This is a genomic window from Nocardia heshunensis (assembly GCF_054782115.1).
Window position 1 is genome coordinate 62,048 of record NZ_BAAGTC010000014.1, and the last position, 25,322, is coordinate 87,369.

Below are 25,322 nucleotides of genomic sequence, written 5' to 3' on the forward strand. Positions count from 1 at the left end.
TTCCGGATGGGAAGGTTTGCGATGAAGCACCAGGATGGGCGGGAGGACCACCTCCGTTCAGCCTCACGTACTCGGCGGCCCGGCGATGTAGGTCGACAGATGTTGTCACGTCATGTCCGTAGTAGGTCGAGTAGGGCCTCGTCGGAAAGCTGAGCGCCGACGAGAAATTCAGCGTTCGCGCGCGCGGGCCCCAGCGCCTCGTGCGTCTGGTCGAGTGCGCGTCGGCGGAACGGCCCGATACGGATCACCCCGCCGCGCCGGTTGAGCCGATCGGTGGCACCGAGAATTCGGGCGGCACGTTCGGGGTCGCCGCTGGCCAGGGCGATGAGGGCGTAGCCGGTGCCGACCTCGGCCAGCAGTGCCGTCGAGGTCTGAGCGGTCAGGTCGCGCGGCAGGGCCAAGACGCGCAGCGCTTCCTCCTGGCGACCCACCGCGGCCAGGGTCGCGGCCTGAGCGGTGCTCATGTAGGTCAGGTTCACGAAGCGGACGGTGTCGTGGCGTCCGGCCGGAGGCGGACCGACAGGCAACGGGTAGTCGGCCATCCGCCGGTAGAGCTCCAGCGCGCGATCGTTGTCTCCGCGCAGGTGTGCCAGGTGTGCCTGCGTCGCGGCCAGGAACCGTTCGGGGGCGGGGATGATGTTCGGGGTGAGCAGGGCCTCGGCGCGGGCGAGAAGGGGCGCAGCGCCGTCGGGGTCACCACCGACGAGGTGCATATCCGCGGTGAACAGCAACACACCGATGCGTTCGCCGGCACCGAGCTCGGGACTGAGCAGCTCCACCGCGCTCGCGATCAGGGTCCGCGCGGAGTCCAACCCGAGCACCCGGGTCCGGAAGCTGGCCAACGCGATCAGGGCGCGACTGTAGGAGCGGGCGTCTCCATGGGCGCTCAGACACGTCAGCGCCGCTTCGAGCGCGGGTTGCCCGCGGACGGCGTCGCTGCCGCCCAGGTCGTCGAAACCCTTTGCTATCAGCGCGTTTCCACGCAACCACGGGTCGTCGGAGGTGGTACACACGCTCAAGAGAGTGTCGTCGTCGTCGAGCAGGTCGCGCAGCGCGAGAATGAGCACGAAGATCGGGTGTGGGGGCCGGTCCTCGGTGAGGGCCGCACGGGTCAAGCGCTCGAATTCGCCGGTGTTCTCCTGGATCTGGCCCCACCAGACGGTGGTGAAATACGGCGGTAGATCCTCCGCGTAGCGGCAGGCCAGATAGGCGCCGGTGCATCCCGGTGGCGGGGTGTCACCGAGTAGTGCGAGGACTTCGCGGCGGCGTTCGGACACGTCGGTGTGCAATCCGCGCAGCAGCCAGTACCACACGAGATTGGCGTACAGCCGTACCGCGCGTTCCCCGTCGCCGACATCGAGCGCCCAGCGCAGCGCGGTTTCGCAATTGCTGTGTTCGGCGATGAGCCGCGCGAGCCAGTCGGGATAGGTGGCGGTGCGCAATCCGTGCGCGGCGGCGTCGGTGAACTGCAGGAAGCAGTCGGCGTGCAGGCGGGCGACCTCGTCGACCTCGTCGGCCGCGATCAGTTCCGCGGCAGCATAGGCCCGGATGGTTTCGACCATGCGGTAGCGCTGCCCGTCGAATTCCACCAGCGACTTCATCACCAGCGAGGTGACCGTGTCGATCGCCCGGGGTCCGCATACCTGGATGACGGCGTCCAGGGTGGCGCCGCCGGCGAACATCGAGAACCGTCGCGCGGCGGCGGCTTCGGCGTCGGTGAGCAGTCCCCAGCTCCAGGCGACAGCCGCGTGCAGGGTGCGATGGCGATCGGCCACGTGACGGGTGCTGTTGGTGAGCAACCGAAAGCGGTCGGCGAGCCGGGCGTTGAGTTCGGACAGCGGCAGGCTCCGCACGCGGGCCGCGGCCAGCTCGATGGCCAGCGGCATGCCGTCGAGGCTGCGCACGATGGCGCGGATATCGGCGGCGTTGCTCTGCGAGAGCGTGAAATCCGGGGACACCGTGCGCGCGCGGTCGAGGAACAGCCGCACGGCCGCTGACATGGTGAGCGTGGGGACGTCGGCGTCGGCGGCGGGCAGTGCCAGGGTCCGCACCGGGTACAGGCGCTCCCCGTCCACGCCGATCGGTTCGCGACTGGTGGTCAACACGCGCAACAGCGGCAGCCGTTGCAGCAGGTCGTCGATCAGGTGTGCGGTGGCCGCCACGACGTGCTCACAGTTGTCGAGCACGAGCAGTGTTCGCCGACCCGACAGTGTGCGTTCGAGAACTTCGGCCCAGTTCGTGGACAGGTCGTCGGGTCGTTGGAAGTGGGTGAGCGCGTTGGCGATGGCCACGCCGACGGCGTTGGTTGCGGGCCGGTCGGCGCGTTCGCGTTCGAGCGCGGCGAGTTCGACGAAGGCGTACCCGTCGGCCCAGTCCTCGGTGTGGGCGCTGACTGTCTCGGTGGCCAGTCGGGTCTTGCCGACACCACCGGTACCCGACAATGTCACCAGCCGCGCCTCGCGCAATGCCTGGCGGGCCCCGTCGACGTCAGGTCCGCGTCCGACGAAACTGGTGCTGCGTCGCGGCAACGAGGGCGGGCCGGTCGGCGCCGGTGGTGTGGGGTGGCTGCGATCCGGTGGCGGTGTCGCGGCAGGAGCGGACGCCTCGATGGTGTGATCGGAGGTGGTGTTGGCGTGAATGTCTGCCAGGGCGGCGCGCAGCACTTGTGTCGGTGTCGTGCCGAGTTCCTCGCGAAGGAGGGCTTCGGTGCGCTGGAACTGTTGGATGGCCTCGGGGGTTCGCCCCGCGACCGACAGGGCCCGGATCAATCGTGCGGCGAGTGTCTCCCGCAACGGGTGCGCGGCGACTTCGCTCCGCAATTCGCGCACCACTTCACCGCTGCGGCCCAGCATGCGGAAGGCATCGGCACGCAGTTCGACCACCTCGAGACGCAGCTCGGTCAGTCGCAGCCCGGCCGCGCGCAAAACCTCCGATTCGCCGACGTCGATGAACGGTTCCCCGCGCCATAACGCGAGTGCGGCGTCGAAGGAGGTGATGGCACGCTCGACTTCGTCGGCGGCGAGTAGTGTGCGCCCGGCTTCGATCGCTCGGGTGAATCGGTGTACGTCGACGGCCTCGGGGGCGAGGTCGAGCACGTATCCGCCCTTGTGGTTGCGTACCGCGCCCGACACCGCGGGACGCAGTCGACTGGCCAACGTCTGTAGGGCCTGCGGGCCCCCGCCGGGCGGGTCTTGCCCCCACAGTCCGTCCACCAGCCGTGGTGCGGGTACTACTCGGCCCGCGTTCAGGGCCAGCAACCCCAGCAATGTCCGTACTCGTGGCCCCCGGACAGTCGTCCGCGTCCCGTCCGCGGCCTCCACAACGATCGGCCCCAAAAGCTCTACCTGCATGAATCATCCATTTCGGGGTCGATCTTGCGTGGGCTGGGCGCTCTCGTCAATCTATAGAATCTGGGAACCTCGCCACATTCCGGCAACCGGATGCGGATGCGACGACGGCCGGCGAGGACGGGATTCGGCGGATCTCGCTCGGAATCTCGAACACGGTGGACCGGGTTGTCGCGGACACGCCTCCCCGCTGTGGCGCCGTCTGGTCAGGACACATCGTGGCAGGGACCCTCGCCCACGTCCGGGGACCGGCGGCAGCGACGGGAGCGGCCTCGACAGGTCACGAGATTCTCGCCGACCGTCGCGGAGGCGGGACTCCTGCGCGGTGTGAGACCTGAATCTCAGCGTGTCGAGGGGGTGAATGCCCTCCGTGCTGGGAGGTGGTGCTCGCGCCTACGCGGCCTGTCTCGAGGCTGCAACGCTGGTGGGCGACGGTGCTGGTCATGGCGGGGTAGTCGGAGCGATGAAGTCGGTCGCGGTGCGTTATTCCCTTCGGCTGCAACAGGATCGGCGATCGGGATCGTCGTGCGATACCGGACGCCCGTTCCGTCGATAGTAGGCATTGACAGAACATCAGCTTGAGATGAAGATACGCATGTGCGTATTAATTTGGTGGAGCGCCGGGACCGACTTCGGGTGGGCCCAGACGCACGGCGTGGCGATGAGCGAGAAGGGACTGCTCTGATGGGTCATTACCGGAGCAATGTGCGTGACCTGGAGTTCAACCTGTTCGAGGTACTGGGCCTGGGCACGGTGCTCGAATCGGGGGCCTTCGGAGAATTGGACCCCGCCGGTGTGCGCGAGATGTTGGGCGAGGTGCGGCGTCTGGCCGAGGGACCGCTGGCGGATTCGTACGCGCAGGCTGATCGGCATCCACCGACCTTCGATCCCGCGACCCATGCGGTGCGGCTTCCTGAGACGTTCAAGCGGTCGTTTCGAACGTTGCAGGCCGGCGGTTGGGCGATGCTCGGCGTCGCCGAGGAACTGGGCGGGCAGGCGGTTCCGCGCACGGTGACCTGGGCGTTGACCGAGATGATCGTCAGCGCCCAGCCCGCGGCGCACCTGTACAACGCGGGGCCGGCGTTCGCGAACATCTTCTACGACAACGGCACCGATGAGCAGAAGAAGTGGGCTCAGATCATCGCCGACCGCAACTGGGGCGCCACCATGGTGCTGACCGAGCCCGACGCGGGCTCCGACGTCGGCGCGGGTCGCACCAAGGCGGTTCAGCAGGAAGACGGCACCTGGCACATCGAGGGCGTCAAGCGCTTCATCACCTCGGGTGACTCCGACGACCTGTTCGAGAACATCATGCACCTGGTGCTGGCCCGCCCCGAGGGCGCCGGACCGGGCACCAAGGGCCTGTCGCTGTTCTACGTGCCGAAGTACCACTTCGACTTCGAGACCGAGACCCTGGGTGAGCGCAACGGCGTCTTCGTCACCAATGTCGAGCACAAGATGGGGTTGAAGGCGTCTGCGACGTGCGAGCTCACCTTCGGCGGCCACGGGATCGCGGCCACAGGCTGGCTGGTGGGTGAGGTCCACGACGGCATCGCGCAAATGTTCAAGGTCATCGAGAACGCTCGAATGATGGTGGGCACCAAGGCCATCGGCACGTTGTCGACGGGGTATCTGAACGCGTTGGCCTATGCGAAGCTGCGGGTTCAGGGTGCGGATCTCGCTCGTCTGGCCGACAAGGACGCGCCGCGAGTACCGATCACGCGTCATCCGGATGTGCGACGCAGCCTGATCCTGCAGAAGGCCTACGCCGAAGGCATGCGCGCGCTGTATCTGTACACCGCCGCGCATCAGGACCCCGCCGTCGCCGAGTCGGTGTCGGGTGCGGACGCTGGGCTGGCGTTTCGTGTGAACGACCTGCTGCTGCCGATCGTCAAGGGAGTCGGCTCCGAGCGGGCCTACCAATATCTGACCGAGTCGTTGCAGATCTTCGGCGGCTCCGGCTTCCTGCAGGACTACCCGATCGAGCAGTACATCCGCGACGCCAAGATCGACTCGCTGTACGAGGGCACCACCGCGATCCAGGCGCAGGACTTCTTCTTCCGCAAGATCGTTCGGGACCAGGGTGTGGCGTTGCGGCACCTGACCGCTCAGATCTCGACGTTTCTCGAGCAGGCAGAAGACAGCGACGAGCTGAAGCCCGAGCGTGCGCTGTTGCGGACCGCGCTCGAGGATGTTCACGAGATCGTGGTGGCGATGATCGCTCATCTGGGTGCCGCACAACAAGACCCCGAACAGCTCTACAAGATCGGACTGGGCTCGGTGCGGTTGCTGCTGGCGGTCGGTGATCTCCTGATCGGCTGGCAGTTGCTGCGCCAGGCCGTGGTCGCGACCACGGCCCTGCGCGCAGGCGTGGTGGGGAACGAGCGCGCCTTCTATCTCGGGAAGGTCGCTGCGGCATCGTTTTTCGCTCGCAATGTCCTGCCGGAGCTGACCGCCACCCGGTCGATCCTGTCGCAGGTCGATCTCGATGTCATGCATCTGGATGAGGACGCGTTCTGAGATGAGTGTCCTGACCGGTCGCAACGGGCTCGTTCTGGCCACCGCATGGAAGCGCGGGCCGGGCCGAGTTTCCCAGGGCCCGTTCATGATCAGTGTCACTCAGTACACACCCCGACATCTGGCAGATGGGGTCGATATCTGGCGGGCTTCGTCGCGGTTGGCCGATGAGTTGGTGGGGATCGAGGGCGCGGTCGGAGTGTCGGCCTACGCCCGTCCATTTCGCCGTGATGTGGGGTCGATCTCGATCTGGACCGACGAGACAGGGCTGGAGACGTTCATCGGGCTGCCCTACCACGTCGAGATCATGAACCGGTACCGGCCGCGCGGCCTGCCGATCAGGTCGGCGACGTGGTGGTCGCGGGAGGCGCGGGTGTCGGCAGCGCTGCGGGAGGGTCTGCGCATGCTCGACACGCATCGCGACCGGCGCCGGATCAACGGACTCGAGCCGCCATCGGCAGGCCCCTGTCGGAGAACGACATGACCCAAGACTATCGATCGAGTGGGAGAGCAATGGCGAGCGACGACATCAACGCGGGCTTCGGCGAGGTGCTGGGCCTGAAGTACAGCGAGGTGACACCCGATCGAGTGAGCGCCGAACTGGCGATCGATCCGAGTTTGCATCAGCCCGACGGGATCGTGCACGGCGGTGTCTATTGCGCGGTGGTGGAAGCGCTGGGCAGTGTCGGCGGGTCGTGCTGGTTCGGCGAGCGCGGCCGAGTGGTCGGGGTCAACAACAACACCGATTTCCTGCGCGCGGTGCGCGAGGGAATTCTGTACGCAGTCGCGGAGCCGGTGCATCGTGGCCGCAGCCAGCAGGTGTGGACGGTGACGATCCGCGACGGCGGGGACACGCTTGTCGCTCGGGGCACGCTGCGACTGGCGAACCTGGCCACCGGCGAGGTGGCTGCTGCCGTGTAGAGAGGTGCGGCGGGCTCGGTATTCGCCTGGGGCGTCGGGGCTTTCACAGCAGAGCCAGTGGTGGGGAGGGCGGGAAGGCGACCGGCACCCGCGTGGGAGCGCGATGGAAGGGGCTCGGATGCCAGGACAGTTGATCTGTCGGTACGGCGAGAGTGATGTCGGGCAAGGCGTCGAGGAGTTGATCGAGTGCTTCCTGGGCGATGAAGGTAGCCAGGGTGGACGCCGGGCAGGCTCGTGGACCGATGCCCCAGGCCAGGTGTGATCGGTTGCCGTGGTGGTCGTCGCCGACGCTGGGGTCGGAGTTGCACGCGGTGGCGTTGACGATGACCGGTTGGTCGGCCGGCAGCCACATGTCGTCGAGGCTTTGGGGTTGCTGTGGGTAGCGAATGGCACAGTTGATCAGGGGAGGGTCGAGGAACAGCACTTGATCGATCGTGTCGCGCAAAGGCAATGCGCCGCCGAGGACCTCGTCGTGGAACTGCTCGTCGGTCACCAGATGTAAGACGGTATTGGCGATCAGGTTCCAGGTGGGTTCGCTGCCACGGGCGTAGAGGACCGCGAGTTGGGCGACGATCTCGCTGTCGTCGAGCCGAGCGGGGTCGTTGATCAGGCGGGAGGTGATATCGGCCCCGGGTTTGCTGCGTTTCGTCCCGACAACATCCGACAGCGTCGTGAAGAAGGATCGTTCGTGGACTCGCGAGGTCGCCGGGTCCTCCGCGTGAGACAGTCCCCGCATCGCGGTGAAGACGCGCGCTGCGTGTTCGGGGGGAAATCCGAGCAGGTGGTCGAGCACGGACACCGTCAGAGGGATCGCGTACTGGCCGAGGAGATCGGCGGTGCCGTCGGCGCAGAAGCCGTTGATCAGCGGGACCGCGGCCACCTCGATGCGGCGGCGCAGTTCATAGAGGTCGATGGCCTCCAGAGCGGCTCGGTAGGCCGGTCGATACCGGAATCGGTGTTCGCTCTGCGTGGCAGGTGGTCCCCATTCCATCAACGGCAGGACCGGGCAGCGGGACGCGACGGTCGACTGCCAGGCCCGCGCATCAGCGGGGAAGTGGTCGAGGTCGTTGAGGATCGACACGGCGGCCTGGTAGCCCACGACGAGTGTCGCCGGTATCCCTTCGGCGAGCTCGACACTGATCAGGCGGCCGTGTTCGCGACGCAGCCGGTCGAACGCGGCGTGCGGGTTGGTGCTGAATTGCGGCGAGGAGAGTCGCCGCGCCGGTCCCGCCGCGGCGCATCCGTCGGAGGGCGAACGCGGGGTGGCTTGCTCGGTGCGCGGGCGGAACGGGGGCCCGTCTGTCACCAAGGGAGCAACTCCTGCCGAGCCGAGCAACGCCGAGTCCTGTTCGGCGGCAGTTGCTGTGAAACACACCTGTGAGAATCGATGAATCGTCCCGATCGTCTGTTCAACGATGCCAGACTGTCGAGGACCAGGGCTTTCCACTGCTGGGGAGCCGACGATGGTGAACATCCACGCGGATCACCGCTGCCAGTGCCGTTGCCGCGCAACACTTCCCAACGTGGGCGACAGCACTATCGTGTGCGGTCATGATGCGATCGCGAGAGCACCGGTGGATCGGCGCGGTGACGACGTTGCTGCTGCTCGGGTCGGCGTGTGCCTGCTCGTCGGATCCGGGACACTCGACGGGCTCCTCGTGTACGGCGACCCCCAACGGGATCGCGGTGGCCTCGGGTGTCCCCGCGGCACCGTCTTCGACGAATCTGGCCGACCATCCCGAGATCGCGACCGGCTATCGCAGTGGGATGCGTGCAGTGCGGACCACCGATTTCGCAGTGTCGACGGCGAACCCGGTCGCCACCGAGGCCGCGTGTACCGTGCTGGCCGCGGGGGGCAGCGCCGCGGACGCGCTGATCGTCGCGCAGACGGTCTTGACGCTGGTCGAACCGCAAGCCACCGGTATCGGCGGTGGCGCGTTCTTGATGTACTACGACGCCAAAGCCCGCACCGTCGACGCCTATGACGGCCGTGAGACCGCGCCCGCGGCCGCGACCCCGGACTATCTCCGATTCGTCAGCGCCACCGACCATTCCGCGCCGACACCCGACGCCCGCGCCAGCGGACGCTCCATCGGGACTCCGGGGGTGCTGCGGATGCTGGAACTCGCCCACACCGAGCACGGTCGACGACCGTGGAAGGAACTGTTCACGCCAGCGATCACGCTGGCGGACAACGGATTCGCGATCGGCCCCCGCATGGCCGGACAGATCGCGCAGTCCGCACACGATCTGACTCGCGACCAGCAGGCCGCCGCCTATTTTCTGCAGCCCGACGGAACTGCCAAACCAGCCGGGACCATGCTGACGAATCCGGCGTTGGGCAAAGTGCTCTCGAGCGTCGCCACCGACGGCGCCGAGGCCTTCTATACCGGTCCTGTCGCAGCCGACATCGTCGCCGCGATCGCCTCGGCGACCGGCGGCCGCACCCCTGGCGCCACGACCACCGCGGATCTGGCCGGTTACCAGGCCAAGAAGCGCACCGCCGTGTGCTCGCCGTATCGGAACCATGAGGTCTGCGGGATGCCCACCCCTTCCTCGGGCGGGTTGGCCGTCGAGCAGACTCTCGGCATCCTCTCCCATTTCGATCTCGGCTCGATGCGCCCCACCGACATCACCGGCGACGGTGACATCGCCCGCAACGGCGGCACACCGAACGCGGACGCGGTACACCTGATCGCCGAGGCCGAACGGCTCGCCTACGCCGACCGCGACCGATACGTCGCGGACTCCGATTTCGTGGCTCTGCCCGGGAATTCACCGAGCGCCATGCTCGACCCGGGCTATCTGGCCGGGCGCGCGGCGCTCATCGATCCACACCACAGCATGGGCACCGCCGCGCCGGGCAGCTTCGGGCCCGCACTCGTCGGTGCGGCGGCGCCGCAGCCCGAACACGGCACGAGCCACATCAGCATTGTCGACCAGTACGGTAACGCCGCGTCCATGACCACGACCGTGGAGTCGGCGTTCGGGTCGATGCACATGGTCGACGGGTTTGTGCTCAACAATCAGCTCACCGATTTCTCGACGCAACCAGTCGACAGCGCCGGCGCACCGATCGCCAATCGTGTCGAGGCGGGCAAGCGGCCGCGCAGCTCCATGGCCCCGACTCTGGTGTTCGAGCGCGATCCCGACGGTTCGCGTGGACGGCTGGACTACGTGACCGGCTCACCCGGCGGCGCGGTCATCATCCAGTTCGTCGTGAAAACCCTGGTCGCCATGCTGGATTGGGGTCTCGACCCGCAACAGGCCGTCTCGATGATCGACTTCGGTGCCGCCGACACACCGGTGACCAACATCGGTGGCGAGCATCCCCGCGTGGACGCCTCCGACAACGGCGCGCACGATCCGCTGGTGCAGCGGCTACGCCAACTCGGCCACCAGGTCTCGGTCGACCCGCAATCCAGCGGCGCCTCCGCACTGGTACGCGAGGGTAGCGGTTGGATCGGTGGTGCCGACCCCCGCCGTGAAGGCGTTGTGCTGGGCGGCAATCCACCACACTGAAACGCCGCGCCGGAGAGGCGGCCGACTTCCACCGCGGTCGGCACTGTCGTCAGGAGCAGGAGGTGGGCGTGATGAATCGATTTCCCGCAACATATCTCACCGAGCCGTGGACGCCGCCGTCACCGATCGCCGAGATCAGCGGCGTCGTCCCGGCCGACGCGGCACAGCTCACGCGTGTGCACGTCCTGTCGTTCCGCAGTGCTCTGCTGTGCGTGCGGGGTTCGGGCGAGAAACGCGCCGTCCTCGACAGGTTCCTCCTCGAGGACCTCGCGCCACGCAAGCTTCCAGAGTGGACCGCTCTCGCGGCGCGCCGGGAGCGCGGGCTGCTGGTGGCTCGCACCGCCACACGACAAGTCGCGGGATTCCTGTGGTCGACCACTGATTCGGCTCCCTGCGGGGTGATCCATTCCTGGTATGTCCATCCGCGGTGGCAGGGCACCGGGGTCGGCGGAGCTCTGATGCGCGCGACGCTGGAGGACCTGGATCGCCAGCGGGTGCGGAGTATCCGCGTATGGACTACCGAGGGCACCGCGGCGGTAGGCGCGTACAGGCGCTACGGATTCGTTGTCCACGGTGCGACGGAACCTACCCCGGATCGGTTACGCGCCATCGGGATCGATGCCCCCCAGCTGTCGCTGCGCAGGTCGCCGCCCTGTTGGTGACGGTCCCGGGAAGCGCGTCGTCAGCCTCGAGTTCGACAGAGTCGTGCGGTGGTGACGGCGGCAGCCCACGGCCTCCCCGATGACGATTTCGTAGCAGGGGTACCGGTCGAGACGATCCGGTTGTCGTGGCGTCGGATCCGATCCCGCCAGCCGCTTCCCACTGTTGGGAATTCGGTGCTGGCCGGAGAGCGGACTCGGCAATAGATTCCTGGCCCAGATCACAGCGACACCGATGCGGCCGAGGAGAGGTGGCTGACGATGATGCCCGTGAATCGTCCGACACCACCGCGGAGACGGATCCGCGCCGCTCGGTGACCGGCCCTTCACTCCGCGCCGCAGGCAAGCCAGGTGTAGGTTGCGTTGCTGCCCTGCCCTTTTCAGTCGATGCGTTCCCCTGTTCAAGGTCGACGATGTGGCGCGTGGGCATCTCAACCGGGGCCTCTCGTCTCAGCGTCGAGGTAGCCTGCCGCGGTTTCTGGGGCCGTCACCGACTGGACTCGGCAACATGGCACCGGTGGCCGTACCGATCACTCTCACCAATCAGCATGAGGAAACCCGGAGACCATCGATGAGGAAAACCACGACCGCCTTGCTGGCAGTCACGGCGATCACCCTGACCGCGCCCGCCGGCGAGGCCGCGCCCCCCACCGACGACGGCAATGCCGTCTCCTACGCCGTGACTCGACAGAGCGACGCCGCACTACTGAGAGTCACCGGCGGCGGTTTGGAAATCATCGGAGATCAGTTGGTTCTCACCGATCCCAGCGATCTCCCGGTCGCCGCGGTTCCTCTCTCCTACCGAGTCGATGACACCGCCTACCCGATCGAGGCCCGCATCGACGGTGACACAGCAACTCTCACCCCGGACACGGCGGATGGGCAGCCTGTGCCGAGCGCGCAATCGGTCAACGAAGGCGAGACCATTTCTGTCGATCAAGCGGCATCCCAGGTCGCCGAATCCTTCAGCCCTCGCGACAACCAGGCGCTGGGTGTCTTCGCTCAGCGTGAAGCCATCGCCGCGGCGGTCAGTGCGGTGGTGGGCGCCGTCGTCGGCGCCGGCGTCGGATGTCTGGTCGGAGCGGCCGTCGGCGGGACGGTCACGAGTCCGGCCATGGCCCTGCTGCTGCCCTTCGTCGGCGGGATCGTCGCAGGGTGTGTCGTCGGTGCCGCCACGCTTGGAGCCGCGGGGTCCACTCTCGGACTCGTCGGCCTCGGCGGACCGATCACCTTGTTCGCCGCGATCCAGTATTTCTCCACCATCCTCGCTCCTTGCCCGCCCGACACCACCTACTGCCAAGCCCCGACAGAGGCACCCGCCGCAGCGCACTGATCCCCGGTGACGGCTGAAAGGGACTCGCACACACCGCGTTTCACCACGTAGCCGCTGACATCAACGGTGGGGAGCCTTGGCGAGCGACCTCGCCGGGGCCGGAGAGTCGCGGTCGTTCGACACAGTAAAACTATTCCCAGGGGTGGGAACGAATTACGTTCGAGGAATGACTGACTGTTTCGTTCGACCGCGGCACAATGTGCTTCCGGACGAACGTGGTCGGTTCGGTCGTTACGGCGGCCGATATGTGCCGGAGAGTCTGATGCCGGAGCTGCTGCGCCTCGAAGAAGAATATTCGCGCGCACGCTCGGATCCGGCGTTCACCGCCGAATTGAACCAAATCCTGCGGGAATTCGTCGGGCGCCCCACCCTGCTGTATCGGGCCTCGCGCTTCGCACGCCTGCTTAAGGTCGCGGGCGTCGAGGTCTATCTCAAACGTGAGGACTTGACACACACCGGAGGGCATTGCATCAACAATGCTGTCGGACAAGCACTTCTGGCCCTCCGGCTGGGCAAGACCCGGATCGTCGCAGAAACCGGCGCAGGCCAGCACGGTGTAGCCGCGGCCACGGCATGCGCGATCCTCGGGCTCGACTGCGTCGTCTACATGGGTGCCGCGGATATCGCGCGTCAGCCGTTCAACGTCGATCGAATGCGCCTGCTGGGTGCACGAGTGCACCCCATACTGCACGGTCGGCGAGGAGTGAAAGAGGCGACGACCGAGGCGGTTCGGGATTGGGTAACCACCCTCGACAGCACCCATTTCCTCTTCGGCACCGTGACCGGGCCAGCACCCTATCCGCAGATCGTGCGTGACTTCCAGACGGTGATCGGCACCGAGACCCGAGGACAGCTACTCGCCACCGAAGCTCGCCTGCCCGATCTGATGCTCGCGTGTGTGGGAGGTGGGAGCAATGCGATAGGTCTGTTCCATCCGTTCCTGGCCGACGCTGCTGTGCGACTGGTCGGTGTCGAGGCGGCGGGTCGCGGCGACGCCGCAGGGCAGCATGCCGCCACGCTCACGCACGGCAGCCCCGGGGTATCGGATGGCACGTACAGCTACCTGCTCCAGGATGAGGACGGCCAGATCTCGCCCACACATTCCATCGCCGCCGGGCTCGATATCTCCGGAGTCGGTTCGGAATTGAGCTACCTCAAAGACAGTGGACGCGTGCAGTATCGAGCAGTATCGGATTCGACCGCCCTGCGCGGAATGTACGCTCTGTCCCGCACGGAAGGGATCATCGCCGCACTCGAGCCCGCGCACGCGTTAGGCGCTCTGCTCGAGATGGCCGAGCGGGGCGAGCTCGCCGAGGGCATGCTGATCGTCTTGGGACTCTCCGGGCGCGGTGACAAGGACACAGCCATGGTCGCCGCGACACTCGGCGATATCCTGCCTGGTGGACCGGCGGCGGTGAGCATCGCCACGTAAACATCGGCGTGGCCTGTCACGATTGGGATCCGACGGCGATGGCGTTGTTCGCAGCGTTGGATGCCGCCGTGTCCGACACATTCCGACAGCGGGCCCACACGGTGGCCTTGATGGTGTGCACCGATGGGGCAGCGCTGGCTGCGAAATTACCGATTGAAGCGATCATTTTCTCGAGTGGGCCGCTCGGTCTGCATTTTCGATCGCCCTCGCTCGAAACCTCCAAGAACCACACGGTTGGTTTGGAGTGTCCGAATTACTAGGGCGCTTCAGTGCTGGGGATAGTGTAATTGGCGATTCACCTACCCAGTATGGAATCCTGCTCCGCATGTCGAAGAAAAAGCACCTGCTTCTCGTGACGGCTGGGTTCACCAGTCTCGGTATCGCGGCGGTCTCCGTTGGCGCGAGTTCGGCTACGTCCGCGGCCACCGACCTGGACCATGATGGCGTTTACGCGGTCCCCGGAGACGCTACTTCCGGTCAGTATCAGACAAATCATTTCAGTGATGATTGCGCATTCTCGGTCTCCGACGCCGCGGGTAACGTGCTGGTCTCCGGCGGCGCAGCATCGGTAAATCGCGGCGTGGTCCAGGTCGAGATCCCCGACAATGCCGCCAGCTTCTCGACGACGGACTGCGGGGTATGGCATCTGGTCTATGTCGGTCGTCAGCCGCCCGCGAGTGGATCCTCCGCTTTGGGGCTCTAACCTGACAGTGCTGCACGGGCTCACGATTCTCCTCACAGCCACCATTAGCCCGTGCAGCTATTCTATGCATATTAACTGTCGGACCGAGTTTGTCCGGCTCGTGGGTATTCGCCCAGTGTGGCGGGCCAAAGACTAGGGTGCCGGGGACTGGCAACGGATCGGGGTATCGATAGCAATCGCGTAAACGGCGACAATGGCTTGGGTAGCTGCTGGGAAGCGGCAAGGAGGGCCGGCGGTGATCTGGTATTCGGTGCAAGTGTTGCCGGGGATGACAGAAAGTGGAGCCAGCGGATACATACGAAGAAATCTGGGGATTGGCTGCAGTGAGCGTGTGCGTCGAAGCGGACCGCGCGGCATGTTCGTTGCCTGGTCACGCCAAGTCGATGGTGGCCAGCCCGGTGAACTTGCTACTGCCCATCGGGTCACGGCGAGTGTGACAGGAGCGTCTTGCCGGACCGAGTCCAGACCTGCAGTAGGTCAGTGTCGTGACTTGGACTTGTTCGCCTGGGTGGCCATTTCCTGGCATGCCTTGCAGTCGCGCACGACGGGGACAGGAATCTCACCCATGGGGGTGATGTCGAGCAGGGCCTGCGGCCGGTCCCCGTCGAGGATCCGAGTCCACTTCGCGTCTAACAGCATCCAACCCTCGCTGGGGGCGAACCGGACCCGGGCGCGGGTGGCAGCGGTGTCCTCGACACCGGCGGCCAGGGCGAACACGGCGTTGACCACCGCGAGTTTGTCGTCCTCGTGGAATTCGGGGTTGTGGTGGCGCCACGCGGCCAGCGCGCTGGTCGGCGACACGAGCCACTCATGGATGAACCCCGTTTTGAGGTCCAGCAGCGCGAGCGCGTGACCAGGGGGAATCGGCATATGCCGTACGGCGGCGAGGGCGAGGTCGGGGCGGCCGGGGGTGGCGTTGGCGGAGACGTCGGCGACGACCGCGCGGACGCGGCGTTCGCCGCGGACGTGGGTGGCGCGGGCGGCGATGTGTACGTGGTGGCGGTCGCCGTATTCGTCGCGGCTGACCGCGGTGCCCGACCAGCGATGGGCCGGGACGTCGACGCTGGGCAGGTTGAACATCGCCAGAAAACCGTGGTGGTCGATGGATTCGAATCCGGCGAGGATTTCGGGGATGGTGTGCCCGGTCAGTGCGTCTCCGGCGGGGGTACGCAGCAGGAACATGGCGGCGGGGTTGGCGGAGACGATGCCTGAGCCGTCCCATTCGGCCGCGCCGATGACCGGGATGCGGGGAAGTGGTTCGGCGATGTTGCCGCACCACATTGCGATGGCCTGCACCGCCCCGGTCGGGCCGAGCACGGGCACGCCGATCAGGTGCTGGACGTGTTCGTCGGTCAGGGTGACGTACTTGCTGCGGGTGCGGCCGCCGTCGTAGACGTCGCGGATCAGTGGTTCCATCCTGCAGGCGACGCTGCCGCAGCGGGCGATGGAGGAGCGGTTGAGGCGGGAGAAGTCGCGGGGGGTGTCGCCGTCGAGGACGACGGTGGCCTGGTCGGGGCCGTCCATGGTGTCGATGACGACCCAGCCCCAGCGTGAGGTGATCGATTCACCGGTGCCGGGTCCGGCGGGCTGGTCGCCGGCGGGTGCGGGAACGAGCTCGGACGGGTCGGGATGGATGTCGGACATGACGGGGCCTCCCTACGGTGACGTGTTCGTTCCCCGCACAGGCCGGATCGCGGTGTGCGGGGTTGCGGTGGTGGGGGGTGCGAAAACGAAACATGGGCGGCCTCCTGGGGTGGGCGTCGGAATCCGATCAGTAAACTCACGCCCCGCCGTGGCGGAGTGGAGGTGATTCGGATGTAGTTGGCGACGCCACCAGGGGAAACCGCCCGGCGCAAGATCAGTAGACACCCGCCGGGGTTATGGCGTCAATCACTAACCCGGTTCGTGTCAGTCCGTGCCAACCTGTTGGAAAACCCGTGGTTATCGCCGGTTAGGGGCGTGTGGGGTGAGAGCCTCGGGGCATGACTGCCGCCGTGTTATCCCTGGACCAGCTGCCCCACGCGCCGGGACGGCTACCGATCCTGGGGGACCTCGCCAGCGTGGATCGCCACCACCCGACCCAGCACGAACTCACGCTCTCACGCACGCTCGGGCCGATCTTCCAGCGCAAGCTGCTGGCCAGCCGCGTCATCGTCGTCGCCGGAGCCCAGTTGGCTACGCAGGCTTGCGATGAGGCGTCGTGGGCGCGGTGTCTGGCCGGACCGGGGGAGACGTTGCGGCAGATCGTGCCGTCGGGACTGTTCACCGCCAAGAGTCGGGATCCGTTGTGGGGCATGGCGCATCGCATCCTGCTTCCCGGGTTCACCCAACAGGCGATGCGCACCTATCACCAGGCCATGACCACCGTCGCCGACGACCTCACCGCGGCGTGGGCGGTCGCACCGGGTGGGGTGGTGGACGTGCACGAGTCGATGACGGCCGCCACGTTGGAAGTGATTGCGCGGGCCGGATTCTCGCGCCGATTCGGACTGCTGGGCGAACCCACGCCGGGCGCGGTGGATTCGCGGTGGTTCGTCGAGGCGCTGGCCCGGATTCTGCGGTGGGCCTCGGATCAGACCAATGACCTGCCGGTGGTCGGCGCGGTCCGCACCCGCCTGCAAGCCAAACAGATCCAGCGCGATATCGCGGCCGCGCGCGGCTGGGTCGAGGACATGATCACCCAACGCCGCCACACCGGCGCGCCGGAGGCGGAGGATCTGCTCGGGTTGATGCTCTCGCAGACCGATCCCGAGACCGGGAAACCGTTGCCCGACAGCAATATCGCCGACCAGGTGCTCACCTTCCTCGTCGCCGGACACGAGACCACCGCGGCCCTGCTCGAGGCCGCCCTGCACTACCTCGCCGCCGACCCCGGCCTGCAACAGCAGTTGCGCGACGAGGTGGCCGCGCGGGGCGGGATCGCGACCTATGACGCGGTCGCTGGGATGCGCGGTATCCGCAACCTGCTCAACGAGGTCCTGCGGCTGCATCCGCCGGTCCCGGGCCTGTTCCGGGTCGCCCGCGAAGGTCAGATCCTGGGCGGTTACCGGATACCTGCCGGGCAGGCGGTATTCGTGCTTTCCCTTGCCGCACAACGCGACCCGGACGTGTGGGGTCCGGACGCCGAAGCGTTCGATCCGTCACGGTTCGACACCGCACGCCGCCGCGAGCATCCGGAGGCGTTCTTCAAGCCGTTCGGTTCAGGCCCGCGGGCGTGCATCGGCATGCAGTTCGCGATGCACGAGGCAGCGCTGCTGCTGGCTGCGATCCTGTCCAGCAACAATCTGGCATTCGGCGTCGGTGTCGAGGCACGAAATGTCCGTTCCGGTCTGCGACTGTACGAGCGGGGAACGCTGCGACCCGAGCCCTACACGCTGATCGCGGCCCCCATCCCGGCTACTCCCTGACTCGAAAGGAACGGCGTGTGACCTGGTATTTCGTCGAGTGCTTGGCGCTGGCTCCCGAGCCGATGACGATCATCAACAAAGACGGCCAGCCCCGCGAATGGACCTCGCTGCGCAGACTGCAGCGACACGAGAACCTCGACATCGATGCCCTACTTGAGCAGGTCCGCGACCAGAACAGCGGCGACACGGTCGAGAAGGTCGTCCCGACTTTTCCCGGCGGGCAGAAGTTCGTGCGGATCGTGCCCGTCGTCGGCCCGACCGCCGACGTCTACGGCATGCGCGTGTGGATCGGTGACCTCGACGACGACCCGGGAGAAGCGCGGCCGGCGGCCGGATTGTGTTTCCACCTGGCCACGCTGGAGGCGCAGTTGACCGAGGAGTCCTGGGCGATGTCGAACCTGCCCGAGGACGTCGCACCGCACCCGGGCACGCTCAGCCCGGCGGAGATGTTCCGTCGGGTGGTGCGCTATGACGCGATCAACGAGCTCGTCGGCATGGGCATCGAGCCGGATCCGACCGCGATCCACGACGCGCGCCTGACCGTGCTGCACAACGACGGTCGGTTGATGTTCTGGCAGGCCGCCGCCCGCGGCCGCAAGGACGATGTTCACACCGGGATGCGGGGGCTGAACATCGATATCAGCGACGTGCAGGCCCCCACGATCAGCCCGCTGGAAGCGTTGGGTTTGGGGGAGGCGGCTCCGGTCGACGGGCCCGCGGCCGCGCTGGTGGCCGCCACGTCGTCGGTGGATCGGCCGGTGATCGCCGAGTGGATCGGCAAGCCTCCGATCTGGATCGATTGGGAACGCGAGAACGGCGACACCCAGGTCTTCCACCCCGAGGACTGGGACCGCATCCGCGCCGATTTCGGCGCGCTGACCGACGGGCAGGAAAGCGTGCTGTCCGCGCGCATCCGCGCCTTCACCGAATCGGGCTGGGCCCCGGTCGAACTGCGCTCACGCCGCTACCCCGGCGAGGTCGGTGCCAATCTGCACGTCGTGCGCATCATCCGCCAGGACGAGTCCGGCTAGAACTGCGGTGAGCCGGTAGGGATTTCAGGCTCGGCTGCCCGCATCCTCCCGCACGGGCAGCCGAACCACCCCGAAAATCCGGGCCTTGACCGGCCGATCAAAAAACAAACCTCGCGCCCTGTTGCCTGGGGCGGTTTCGCGGGTTTACTCTGAGCCTCACTCGATCAAGAGCAATCACTCGGCAATCGGGTAACTGTTAGCCAGGGTCTGTGATGGCAGCCCTGAAGGTGTAGCTCGAACCACTGTGTTCGGCACGCATTCCTTCATCCGATCCCCTTTTTGCGCACGGTGAATTGTCGTGCGCGCGTGGGGATCTCGCCTGCCATCTCCCGAAAGGGGACCCCTCATGCACGCTCGCGCGCTCTTTCACCCCACCCTCAAAGGCACCCGGCCCGCTGTCGTGACGCGGGTTCGGGGGTGCTGGCGGCCTCGTCGGTCCAGGTCAACCTCGGGACCGAACTCCGGCGAGGTCGCCGCGCGAATCCCCGCACGCATCCGGGTGTCGTCCCCAATCGAGTTGGTAGCCAGGGCCTTTGCGCTCATGGTGTCCGACACGCGCGCCCGCATCACCTACGCGTGGTGCCGACGCAGCCTGGCTTGCCGGGCTGATTGTGCTGCGCCATCAACGAATCCGCCGTGCTTGTCGCGGGCCGAGCGCTCGGCGCTGCCGGTGTTCGGCGGCGTCGTCGGGCCTCGTCAATGGGGTCCGTCCTGGTTGTTCCCCCTGGTCACTCGCTGTGTCGACTCGGAAAGGCATGGGAAATGAACATTTCCAAGACCACCCGCAAAGCTCTCCTCGTTGCCGGTGCCTGGCCCGCACTTTTGGCGGTATCCGCCGGTGTCGCGGCCGCCAATCCCGGCCAGCCCGGCGTCGCCGCCCCGGGAGCCGGGCAACCCGGGGTGAGTATCGTGCCCCAGCCCGCGGCCCCGGTCGCACCTGCGGCTCCGGCGGTGGTTGCGCCTGCCGCGCCGTCGGCGAGTTTGGCGGATTGGGCTCCGGATCCGCAGGTCGTGATGCCGTTGCCGACCTGGCGGCCGCGCCCCCAACAGCAGCAGGCCGAACCTCAGCAGTCCTGGTACGTCCCGGATACGACTGCCGATGACAGCACCGCTGCTGATACTCCCGCGGATGCGGTGAGTGTTCCGGCGGCCGCGCCGGTCGATCCGCACACCCTGCGTTTGGGCACCACCGTGGTCGGGCTCCCGGCCGGAGTCGATCAACGCGCCCACGACAAAGCCCAGGCGTACGTCGATGTCGCGGAATGGAACCTCGCCGCGCTCGGTGACCGAATGGGCCTGCCCAGCAACGAATCCGACCGCATGGCCGCCGCCGCGCTCGGCGGTGGCGTGGTCGGTGCCCCGGTGGGCGCGCTCGTCGCGGCCCCGGTCGGCGCGGTCACCGGATGCGGTGTCGGCGCGCTGGTCGGCGCGGCCGCAGGTGCGTTGATCGGCGGAATCCCCACCGCGGGTGCACTTGCCCTGCCCGGTGCGGGAATTGGTGCGGCGATCGGTTGTGGTGTCGGTGCCGCCTCGGGTGGTTTGACCTTCGGTCTGGCGGGTGGCGTCGCCGGTGGCCTGATCGGTGCTGGTGGTGGCGCGGTGATCGGCGGTGCGGATCAGAACGTGAAACTCCCGACCGATGTGCCCCCGCTCGTCGATGCCCCGGAGGCTGCCCCGATGCCCCCGGCTCCGGCGGATCCGGTGGCGGCGAACGAAGTTCAGGCCGCCGCACCCATCGCCGCTCCGATGCCGGCCCCGGTGGTGCCTGCGGTCGAGCAGGTCGCCGCGCAGGTGGTCGACACCGTGGACCAGGCCGTCGCCGCCGATCCCGGCTTGGACTCGACGGTGGGTTCGCTGCGGGATGCGGTCGCGGCGTTGCCGCTGGTCTCGGCTGATCAGCTCGGGGGCTTCGCGGCTCCGGTCAACGACGTGCTCGCTGCGGTCCAGGCGGCCGTGGCGGGCAACTGAAGCCCATGAAACCGGCTGGTGGAGGAGGTGAATCGGATGAGTGAGACCTGGCGCAGCTGGCTGCCGGACACGAGTGCGGACTCCGACCTCAACGGCGAGGAGCTCGACAACGGCGTCAGCACGGAAGAAGTGTTCGTCGATGACGACCCGCTGCGCGAGATCGCCGCCGATATGCGTCGCCGCTCCGACACCCGCACCGTTCGCCGCCACGCCCTGAAGATCGCCGGTGTCGCGGCGGCCGCCATCCTAGTTGTCGGTGGCGCCGCCGCGCTGTCAATGTTGTCCGATCACGGCAATTCCCAAGCCGCCATCCCCGCACCGAAAGCCGTGGCTCCGACCTCGACGGCTGCGGCCTGGTGCGCCCAATCCCACACGCCCACACTCGTTGTCGGCAACGGCGCAGGCCGCGCACCGGGCAGCAAGGGTGCGACGGGCCCGGATCTGATCCTGTATCAGCAGTACGCCTGGTATGTGCTGCGCGACCCCAACGCCGCCCGCTCGGTCTTGGCCCCGGATGCGACTGCGGCGGATCCGGATCAGGCGCGTGCGGCGGTGGCCGCGATCCCGGCCGGGACCCGGCACTGCGTCACCATCACCACCCTGCAGCCCAGGAATTTCGACGTGCAGATCGAGGAACGGCATCCGGACGGCACGTCCGCGCAGTGGCAGCAGACGGTCACCACGGAGGTGGTCGACGGTAAGACGCTGATCGGCTCCATCACCGCAGGAGGGCAGTCGTGATGGCGCGCATCACCTTCCTGGATCCGGTCCTCGGCGAGAACGTTTCCTCGCCGCTGAATACGGCCGCACCCGCCGGGACTGTCCTGGATCCGGTTCCGGCGGGTGCGGGACCGAAAACCCTGCACCAGATAGGGATTCCACCGCTACTGATCGTGGGTAGTGGTGGAGGAGTCGGCACCACGACCACCACGCTCGGGCTGGCCGCCGCGGCTGCCAGCGGCGACACCAGCAGCACCGACGTGGTGGCCGTGGATGCGACCGCCTGGGGCGGCACCCTCGCCGCTCGCGGCTCTGACGCCCAGGTCAACGTCTCGACCGTCCAATCCTGGCTGGCTACACCCCAACCCGGCCTCCGCACCGCCGTGAACGCCTGCACCGGCCGCTCTTCTCTCGGTGTGCGGGTGTTGGGCCGGTCGGCGGATCCGCTGCCGGGCGGGGACAGCTTCGTTGCGGTCGGGCAGCATTTGGCGGCCGCGCACTGCACCCCGGTCTTCGACGGCGGCGGACAAGTCGCTTCCCGGCTGGTCGCGCCCCTGATCGCGGACGCCCGTATCGGATTGGCGATCGTCGTGGCCGCCCGCGCGGACTCCCTGAACTCGCTGAACCAGATATTGGGCTGGTTGGTGGATCGCCACGGGGAGTGGCTGATTCAACGCTCCGTGATCGTGGTCTGTCACCAAATCCCCGGCGGGTTCGGGGCCGGTGCGGTCGAGCATGTGCGCGCGCACCTGGCCAAGTGGGTCCGGGCCGTCGCCGAAATCCCCTACGACCGCCACCTCGCGGGTGGCGGGGTTCTGATCTGGGAGCGCCTCGAGGACGCCACCCGCACCGCATTCCGGCTCACCCTCGGAGGGATCTCATGACTACCACCGCATTCCGGCTCTCCACCACCCTGATCGCCGCGACCCTGCTCGGCGGATTCACCACCGCGCTGGCCGCCGCCGACGACTCGTCGGGCGGATGCCCGGCCGTCTACGCCCTCGGTGTGCAGGGCACCGGCGAATCCTCGCCCGATGCCGCGCCAACCACCGACACCGGCATGCTGTCGACGGTTTTCACGCCGTTCATGGCCGCCGCCCAGGACGCCAAGGTCAACGTCGAGCGCGCCTACATCCCCTACGACGCAAGCTTCGGCGGGATGGGCCCGAGCACCGCGACCGCGAACTATCAAACCTCGGTCAATGACGGTCTGACGGCGTTGACCAGCAAGGTTTCTCAGATCGCGGCCTCGTGCACGGCGACATTCATCGCGTTGACCGGCTACAGCCAGGGCGCGCACGTGGTCAGCATGCTCGCCCAGAAAATCGGCGAAGGCTCCGGCCCGGTCCCCGCCTCCAAAATCGCCGGAGTCGCCCTCTTCGGCGACCCCACCCGCAACAGCGGCGCCAGCACCTTCCCCGGCGCACCCGGACGCGACACCCCGGAACCGGTGCCCGGAACCTCCGGCGCGGCAGTGGGTTCGGTGGCCGCGGTCAACGACCTCGGAGCCTCCGGCGGCGGCATCGGCCCCCAGCGCGATATCGCCACCTCCTACGGCGACCTCACCGGCCGCGTCGCATCCTTCTGCAGCCCTGGCGATTTGGCCTGCGACGCCCCCGACAACGCCGCCCTGCTACGCACGGTCGCCAACGTCGCCGGGCAGGTCGAGATCGGCAACGACCCGCTCAAGAGCCTGGCGAGCATCACGCAGGCATTCGGGCTGACCGCGATCAAGGCCGCCACGAACATCGTCAACAACAACGTCACCGGCACTTCCCTGGCCAACCTGAGCCTCAACCCAGGCAAATCGATCTCGGCGAGCCTGGCCGAAGCGTCGGATCCGCGCACCGAAGTCGACCCGACGGACGTGCTCAAAGCGGTGCTGAAGGTGGGCACGATCGCCATCAACGCGATCTCCACCGTCGTGAAAACCGTTCTGACCCCGTCGAATATCACCCAGATCGCCACCGCCGGCATGGCTGATCCGGTCGCCGGTTTGGCGGTGCTGGGGGAGAAGCTGCTGGCCGCGGTGCCGGAACTGATCCCGCCCGCGACCGCCAGCAAGTTGATCCAGTCGACGTTCACCGAGGTCATCAACGACGTCAAAGACAATACGGATTTGTTGAACGTCAGCACGTGGACGAAGTATTCGGACGTCATCCTGCGCCACGGCAGCTACCAGAACGACTCGATCAGCGCCGCAGGGCAATCGGCCACCACGTGGGTCGGGGACTGGTTCGCCGCCGCCGCCCGCGATGTCGCCGGAGTCGCCCCCGCCGCAGCAGGAGCGACCACCTCAGCCAAGGCCACCACCACGAGCGATCCCGCCGCCCCGGCAGTTCCGAGCACCCCGGCCGCCCCGACTCCGGGCCCGGTAGCTGTCGGCGGAGAGACCACCGAGAACTGACTTCCCAACCCCTGCATACAGAAAGGAGTCGGTGATGACCGCCACCCTTGAGCCCACTACCAAACCGTTGGTACCGCAAGGTAAGTCGGCACGCCGCAGCGCGAACCGACGTGCGGAATCCGACCGGCTCGCCGCCGCCCGTGAACGCGGCCTCGCCTTCGCCGCACGCCCGCCGGAACAGGCGCGGCGGATCGGGGTGTGGCACAAGCCCGTCGCCCACGACCAGGTGCGGCCCCCGCTGCTGTGGCTGCTGGGCTGCCACGGCGGGGCCGGGGTCACCTCCCTGGAACGCAGCCTCGGCCCGGCGGCGGACTGCGCGCGGCTGTGGCCCGCGGTCCTCAGCGACGAGTCCCCGTTCGTGGTGCTGGTGGCACGCGAAACGATCGAAGGACTCGCTCGTGCGCACGATGTGCTGCGCCAATACCACTGCGGGCAAGCAGGTCCCGGCCGCGTCGTCCTGCTCGGCCTGATCACCGTCGCCGCCCAACCGGGGCGGGTGCCGGGACCGATCCGCCGCTACCGCGGTGTCATCGAGGAACTCGTCCCCGAGGGCGGTTTGTGGCGGGTGGCGTGGCGGCCGGGTTGGCCGTTGACGCCGATCCCGGATCTGCCTGTGTGGACTCCCGGCGAGGAGCCGCCCGCCAAGGGCCGCGACCCGCTCGCCGGTGTGCGTGAGCTCGGCACCGCCTTGCTCACCACCATCGCCGCCCTGCTGGGCACAACCCCCACCTCCGCGCAATCGGATGGAGCCTCGAAATGATCACTCACCTAGCGCTCACCACCTGGCAAGCCGTCGAGCAACTCGACCCCCAAGCCCCGCCCGGATCCAAGGGTCTGGTGCTGCTGGCCAACTACGGCAAATGGCTGGCCTACCTGCTCGGCCTGCTCGGAATCGTTTACGGCGGAGCCCGTTTCGCGATCGAGAAATGGAACGGCGGCGTCTGCGAGTCCCCGAAAATCGTGGCGGCCTCCCTCATCGGTGGCGGCATCATCGCTGCGTCGGGCCCGCTGCTGACCGCGGTCATCAACGCGTCGGCCGGAAGCTGACGGGGTCCGTCATGGACGCGGTCTTCGCCGATGACTACAAGCAGTTGCCGAGCAACGTCACCGGACCATTCACGCAGTTGCTCGATTACCTGCTCTGGTTCGCCGAGCTGGTGTGCCTGGTTTGGCTGATCGTGGCGGCGTGCCGGTATTTCGCGTTGCGGCACTCGACGGTGGAGACCTACGCCGAAGCCCACAACGCCGTCATCCGCTCCCTGGCCGCTGCCGTGCTCGCCAACGCCTCCATGGGCATCGCCATCGAAGTACTCACCGCCAACAGCAATCGCTGAGTACGAAAGGGGACAACTCCG

20 protein-coding genes are annotated in these 25,322 nt (G+C 67.4%); 17 read left to right on the top strand and 3 right to left on the bottom strand.

The window, feature by feature from the left end; genetic code table 11:
* Positions 1-110: 110 nt before the first annotated feature.
* Positions 111-3,350 (bottom strand): AfsR/SARP family transcriptional regulator, encoded by a 3,240-nt coding sequence (locus tag ACYVN4_RS35895; RefSeq protein WP_460727078.1) that lies wholly within the window; start codon positions 3,348-3,350, stop codon positions 111-113.
* A gap of 681 nt (positions 3,351-4,031) precedes the next feature.
* On the opposite strand from ACYVN4_RS35895, the gene ACYVN4_RS35900 reads away from it, so the two are divergent.
* Genes ACYVN4_RS35900 through ACYVN4_RS35910 form a run of 3 tightly spaced genes read left to right on the top strand, consistent with a single transcriptional unit; the run spans position 4,032 to position 6,785 of the window.
* Entirely contained in the window at positions 4,032-5,867 is a 1,836-nt protein-coding gene (locus tag ACYVN4_RS35900) for an acyl-CoA dehydrogenase (protein WP_460727080.1), read from the top strand.
* A 1-nt stretch (position 5,868) separates the two neighbouring features.
* Positions 5,869-6,348 (top strand): hypothetical protein, encoded by a 480-nt coding sequence (locus tag ACYVN4_RS35905; protein WP_460727082.1) that lies wholly within the window; start codon positions 5,869-5,871, stop codon positions 6,346-6,348.
* A 29-nt stretch (positions 6,349-6,377) separates the two neighbouring features.
* Positions 6,378-6,785, top strand: coding sequence for a PaaI family thioesterase (locus ACYVN4_RS35910; protein WP_460727084.1), 408 nt, complete (start codon positions 6,378-6,380; stop codon positions 6,783-6,785).
* Between the two features lie 43 nt (positions 6,786-6,828).
* Here the strand turns inward: ACYVN4_RS35910 and ACYVN4_RS35915 are convergent, their stop codons facing one another.
* Positions 6,829-8,091, bottom strand: a complete 1,263-nt coding sequence (locus ACYVN4_RS35915; protein WP_460727086.1) for a cytochrome P450 family protein — start codon at positions 8,089-8,091, stop codon at positions 6,829-6,831.
* A gap of 248 nt (positions 8,092-8,339) precedes the next feature.
* Between ACYVN4_RS35915 and ACYVN4_RS35920 the strand changes: the two genes are divergently transcribed.
* From ACYVN4_RS35920 to ACYVN4_RS35940, 5 genes are all read left to right on the top strand, one after another.
* Positions 8,340-10,307, top strand: a complete 1,968-nt coding sequence (locus ACYVN4_RS35920; protein WP_460727173.1) for a gamma-glutamyltransferase family protein — start codon at positions 8,340-8,342, stop codon at positions 10,305-10,307.
* Positions 10,308-10,378: 71 nt separating this feature from the next.
* Positions 10,379-10,969 carry a GNAT family N-acetyltransferase gene (locus tag ACYVN4_RS35925; protein WP_460727088.1) on the top strand — a complete coding sequence of 197 codons (591 nt, stop codon included), beginning with the start codon at positions 10,379-10,381 and terminating at the stop codon, positions 10,967-10,969.
* Between the two features lie 568 nt (positions 10,970-11,537).
* Positions 11,538-12,299 (top strand): hypothetical protein, encoded by a 762-nt coding sequence (locus ACYVN4_RS35930; RefSeq protein ID WP_460727090.1) that lies wholly within the window; start codon positions 11,538-11,540, stop codon positions 12,297-12,299.
* 166 nt (positions 12,300-12,465) lie between these two features.
* Complete coding sequence (trpB, locus tag ACYVN4_RS35935) at positions 12,466-13,731, top strand: tryptophan synthase subunit beta (protein ID WP_460727175.1); 1,266 nt, start codon at positions 12,466-12,468, stop codon at positions 13,729-13,731.
* A 325-nt stretch (positions 13,732-14,056) separates the two neighbouring features.
* The gene (locus tag ACYVN4_RS35940; protein WP_460727092.1) at positions 14,057-14,434 is read left to right on the top strand and encodes a hypothetical protein; all 378 of its coding nucleotides are present in this window, start codon (positions 14,057-14,059) and stop codon (positions 14,432-14,434) included.
* A 477-nt stretch (positions 14,435-14,911) separates the two neighbouring features.
* On the opposite strand, the gene ACYVN4_RS35945 is transcribed toward ACYVN4_RS35940, so the two are convergent.
* Positions 14,912-16,078 (bottom strand): GAF domain-containing protein, encoded by a 1,167-nt coding sequence (locus ACYVN4_RS35945; RefSeq protein WP_460727094.1) that lies wholly within the window; start codon positions 16,076-16,078, stop codon positions 14,912-14,914.
* 338 nt (positions 16,079-16,416) lie between these two features.
* Between ACYVN4_RS35945 and ACYVN4_RS35950 the strand changes: the two genes are divergently transcribed.
* The 9 genes from ACYVN4_RS35950 (at position 16,417) to ACYVN4_RS35990 (ending at position 25,301) form a co-directional block, all read left to right on the top strand.
* Positions 16,417-17,841 (top strand): cytochrome P450, encoded by a 1,425-nt coding sequence (locus ACYVN4_RS35950; protein ID WP_460727096.1) that lies wholly within the window; start codon positions 16,417-16,419, stop codon positions 17,839-17,841.
* Between the two features lie 17 nt (positions 17,842-17,858).
* Positions 17,859-18,872 (top strand): GAF domain-containing protein, encoded by a 1,014-nt coding sequence (locus tag ACYVN4_RS35955; RefSeq protein WP_460727098.1) that lies wholly within the window; start codon positions 17,859-17,861, stop codon positions 18,870-18,872.
* Between the two features lie 762 nt (positions 18,873-19,634).
* Positions 19,635-20,840 (top strand): hypothetical protein, encoded by a 1,206-nt coding sequence (locus tag ACYVN4_RS35960; RefSeq protein ID WP_460727100.1) that lies wholly within the window; start codon positions 19,635-19,637, stop codon positions 20,838-20,840.
* Positions 20,841-20,876: 36 nt separating this feature from the next.
* Positions 20,877-21,581, top strand: a complete 705-nt coding sequence (locus ACYVN4_RS35965) for a hypothetical protein (protein ID WP_460727102.1) — start codon at positions 20,877-20,879, stop codon at positions 21,579-21,581.
* Positions 21,578-22,444, top strand: coding sequence for a hypothetical protein (locus ACYVN4_RS35970; RefSeq protein ID WP_460727104.1), 867 nt, complete (start codon positions 21,578-21,580; stop codon positions 22,442-22,444). The genes ACYVN4_RS35965 and ACYVN4_RS35970 overlap by 4 nt, the downstream gene beginning before the upstream one ends.
* The gene (locus tag ACYVN4_RS35975) at positions 22,441-23,967 is read left to right on the top strand and encodes a cutinase family protein (RefSeq protein ID WP_460727106.1); all 1,527 of its coding nucleotides are present in this window, start codon (positions 22,441-22,443) and stop codon (positions 23,965-23,967) included. The genes ACYVN4_RS35970 and ACYVN4_RS35975 overlap by 4 nt, the downstream gene beginning before the upstream one ends.
* Before the next feature lie 34 nt (positions 23,968-24,001).
* Entirely contained in the window at positions 24,002-24,727 is a 726-nt protein-coding gene (locus ACYVN4_RS35980) for a hypothetical protein (protein WP_460727108.1), read from the top strand.
* Positions 24,724-25,014, top strand: coding sequence for a hypothetical protein (locus ACYVN4_RS35985; RefSeq protein WP_460727110.1), 291 nt, complete (start codon positions 24,724-24,726; stop codon positions 25,012-25,014). Before ACYVN4_RS35980 ends, ACYVN4_RS35985 begins: the two co-directional genes overlap by 4 nt.
* 11 nt (positions 25,015-25,025) lie before the next feature.
* Positions 25,026-25,301, top strand: a complete 276-nt coding sequence (locus ACYVN4_RS35990) for a hypothetical protein (protein WP_460727113.1) — start codon at positions 25,026-25,028, stop codon at positions 25,299-25,301.
* Positions 25,302-25,322: the final 21 nt, after the last annotated feature.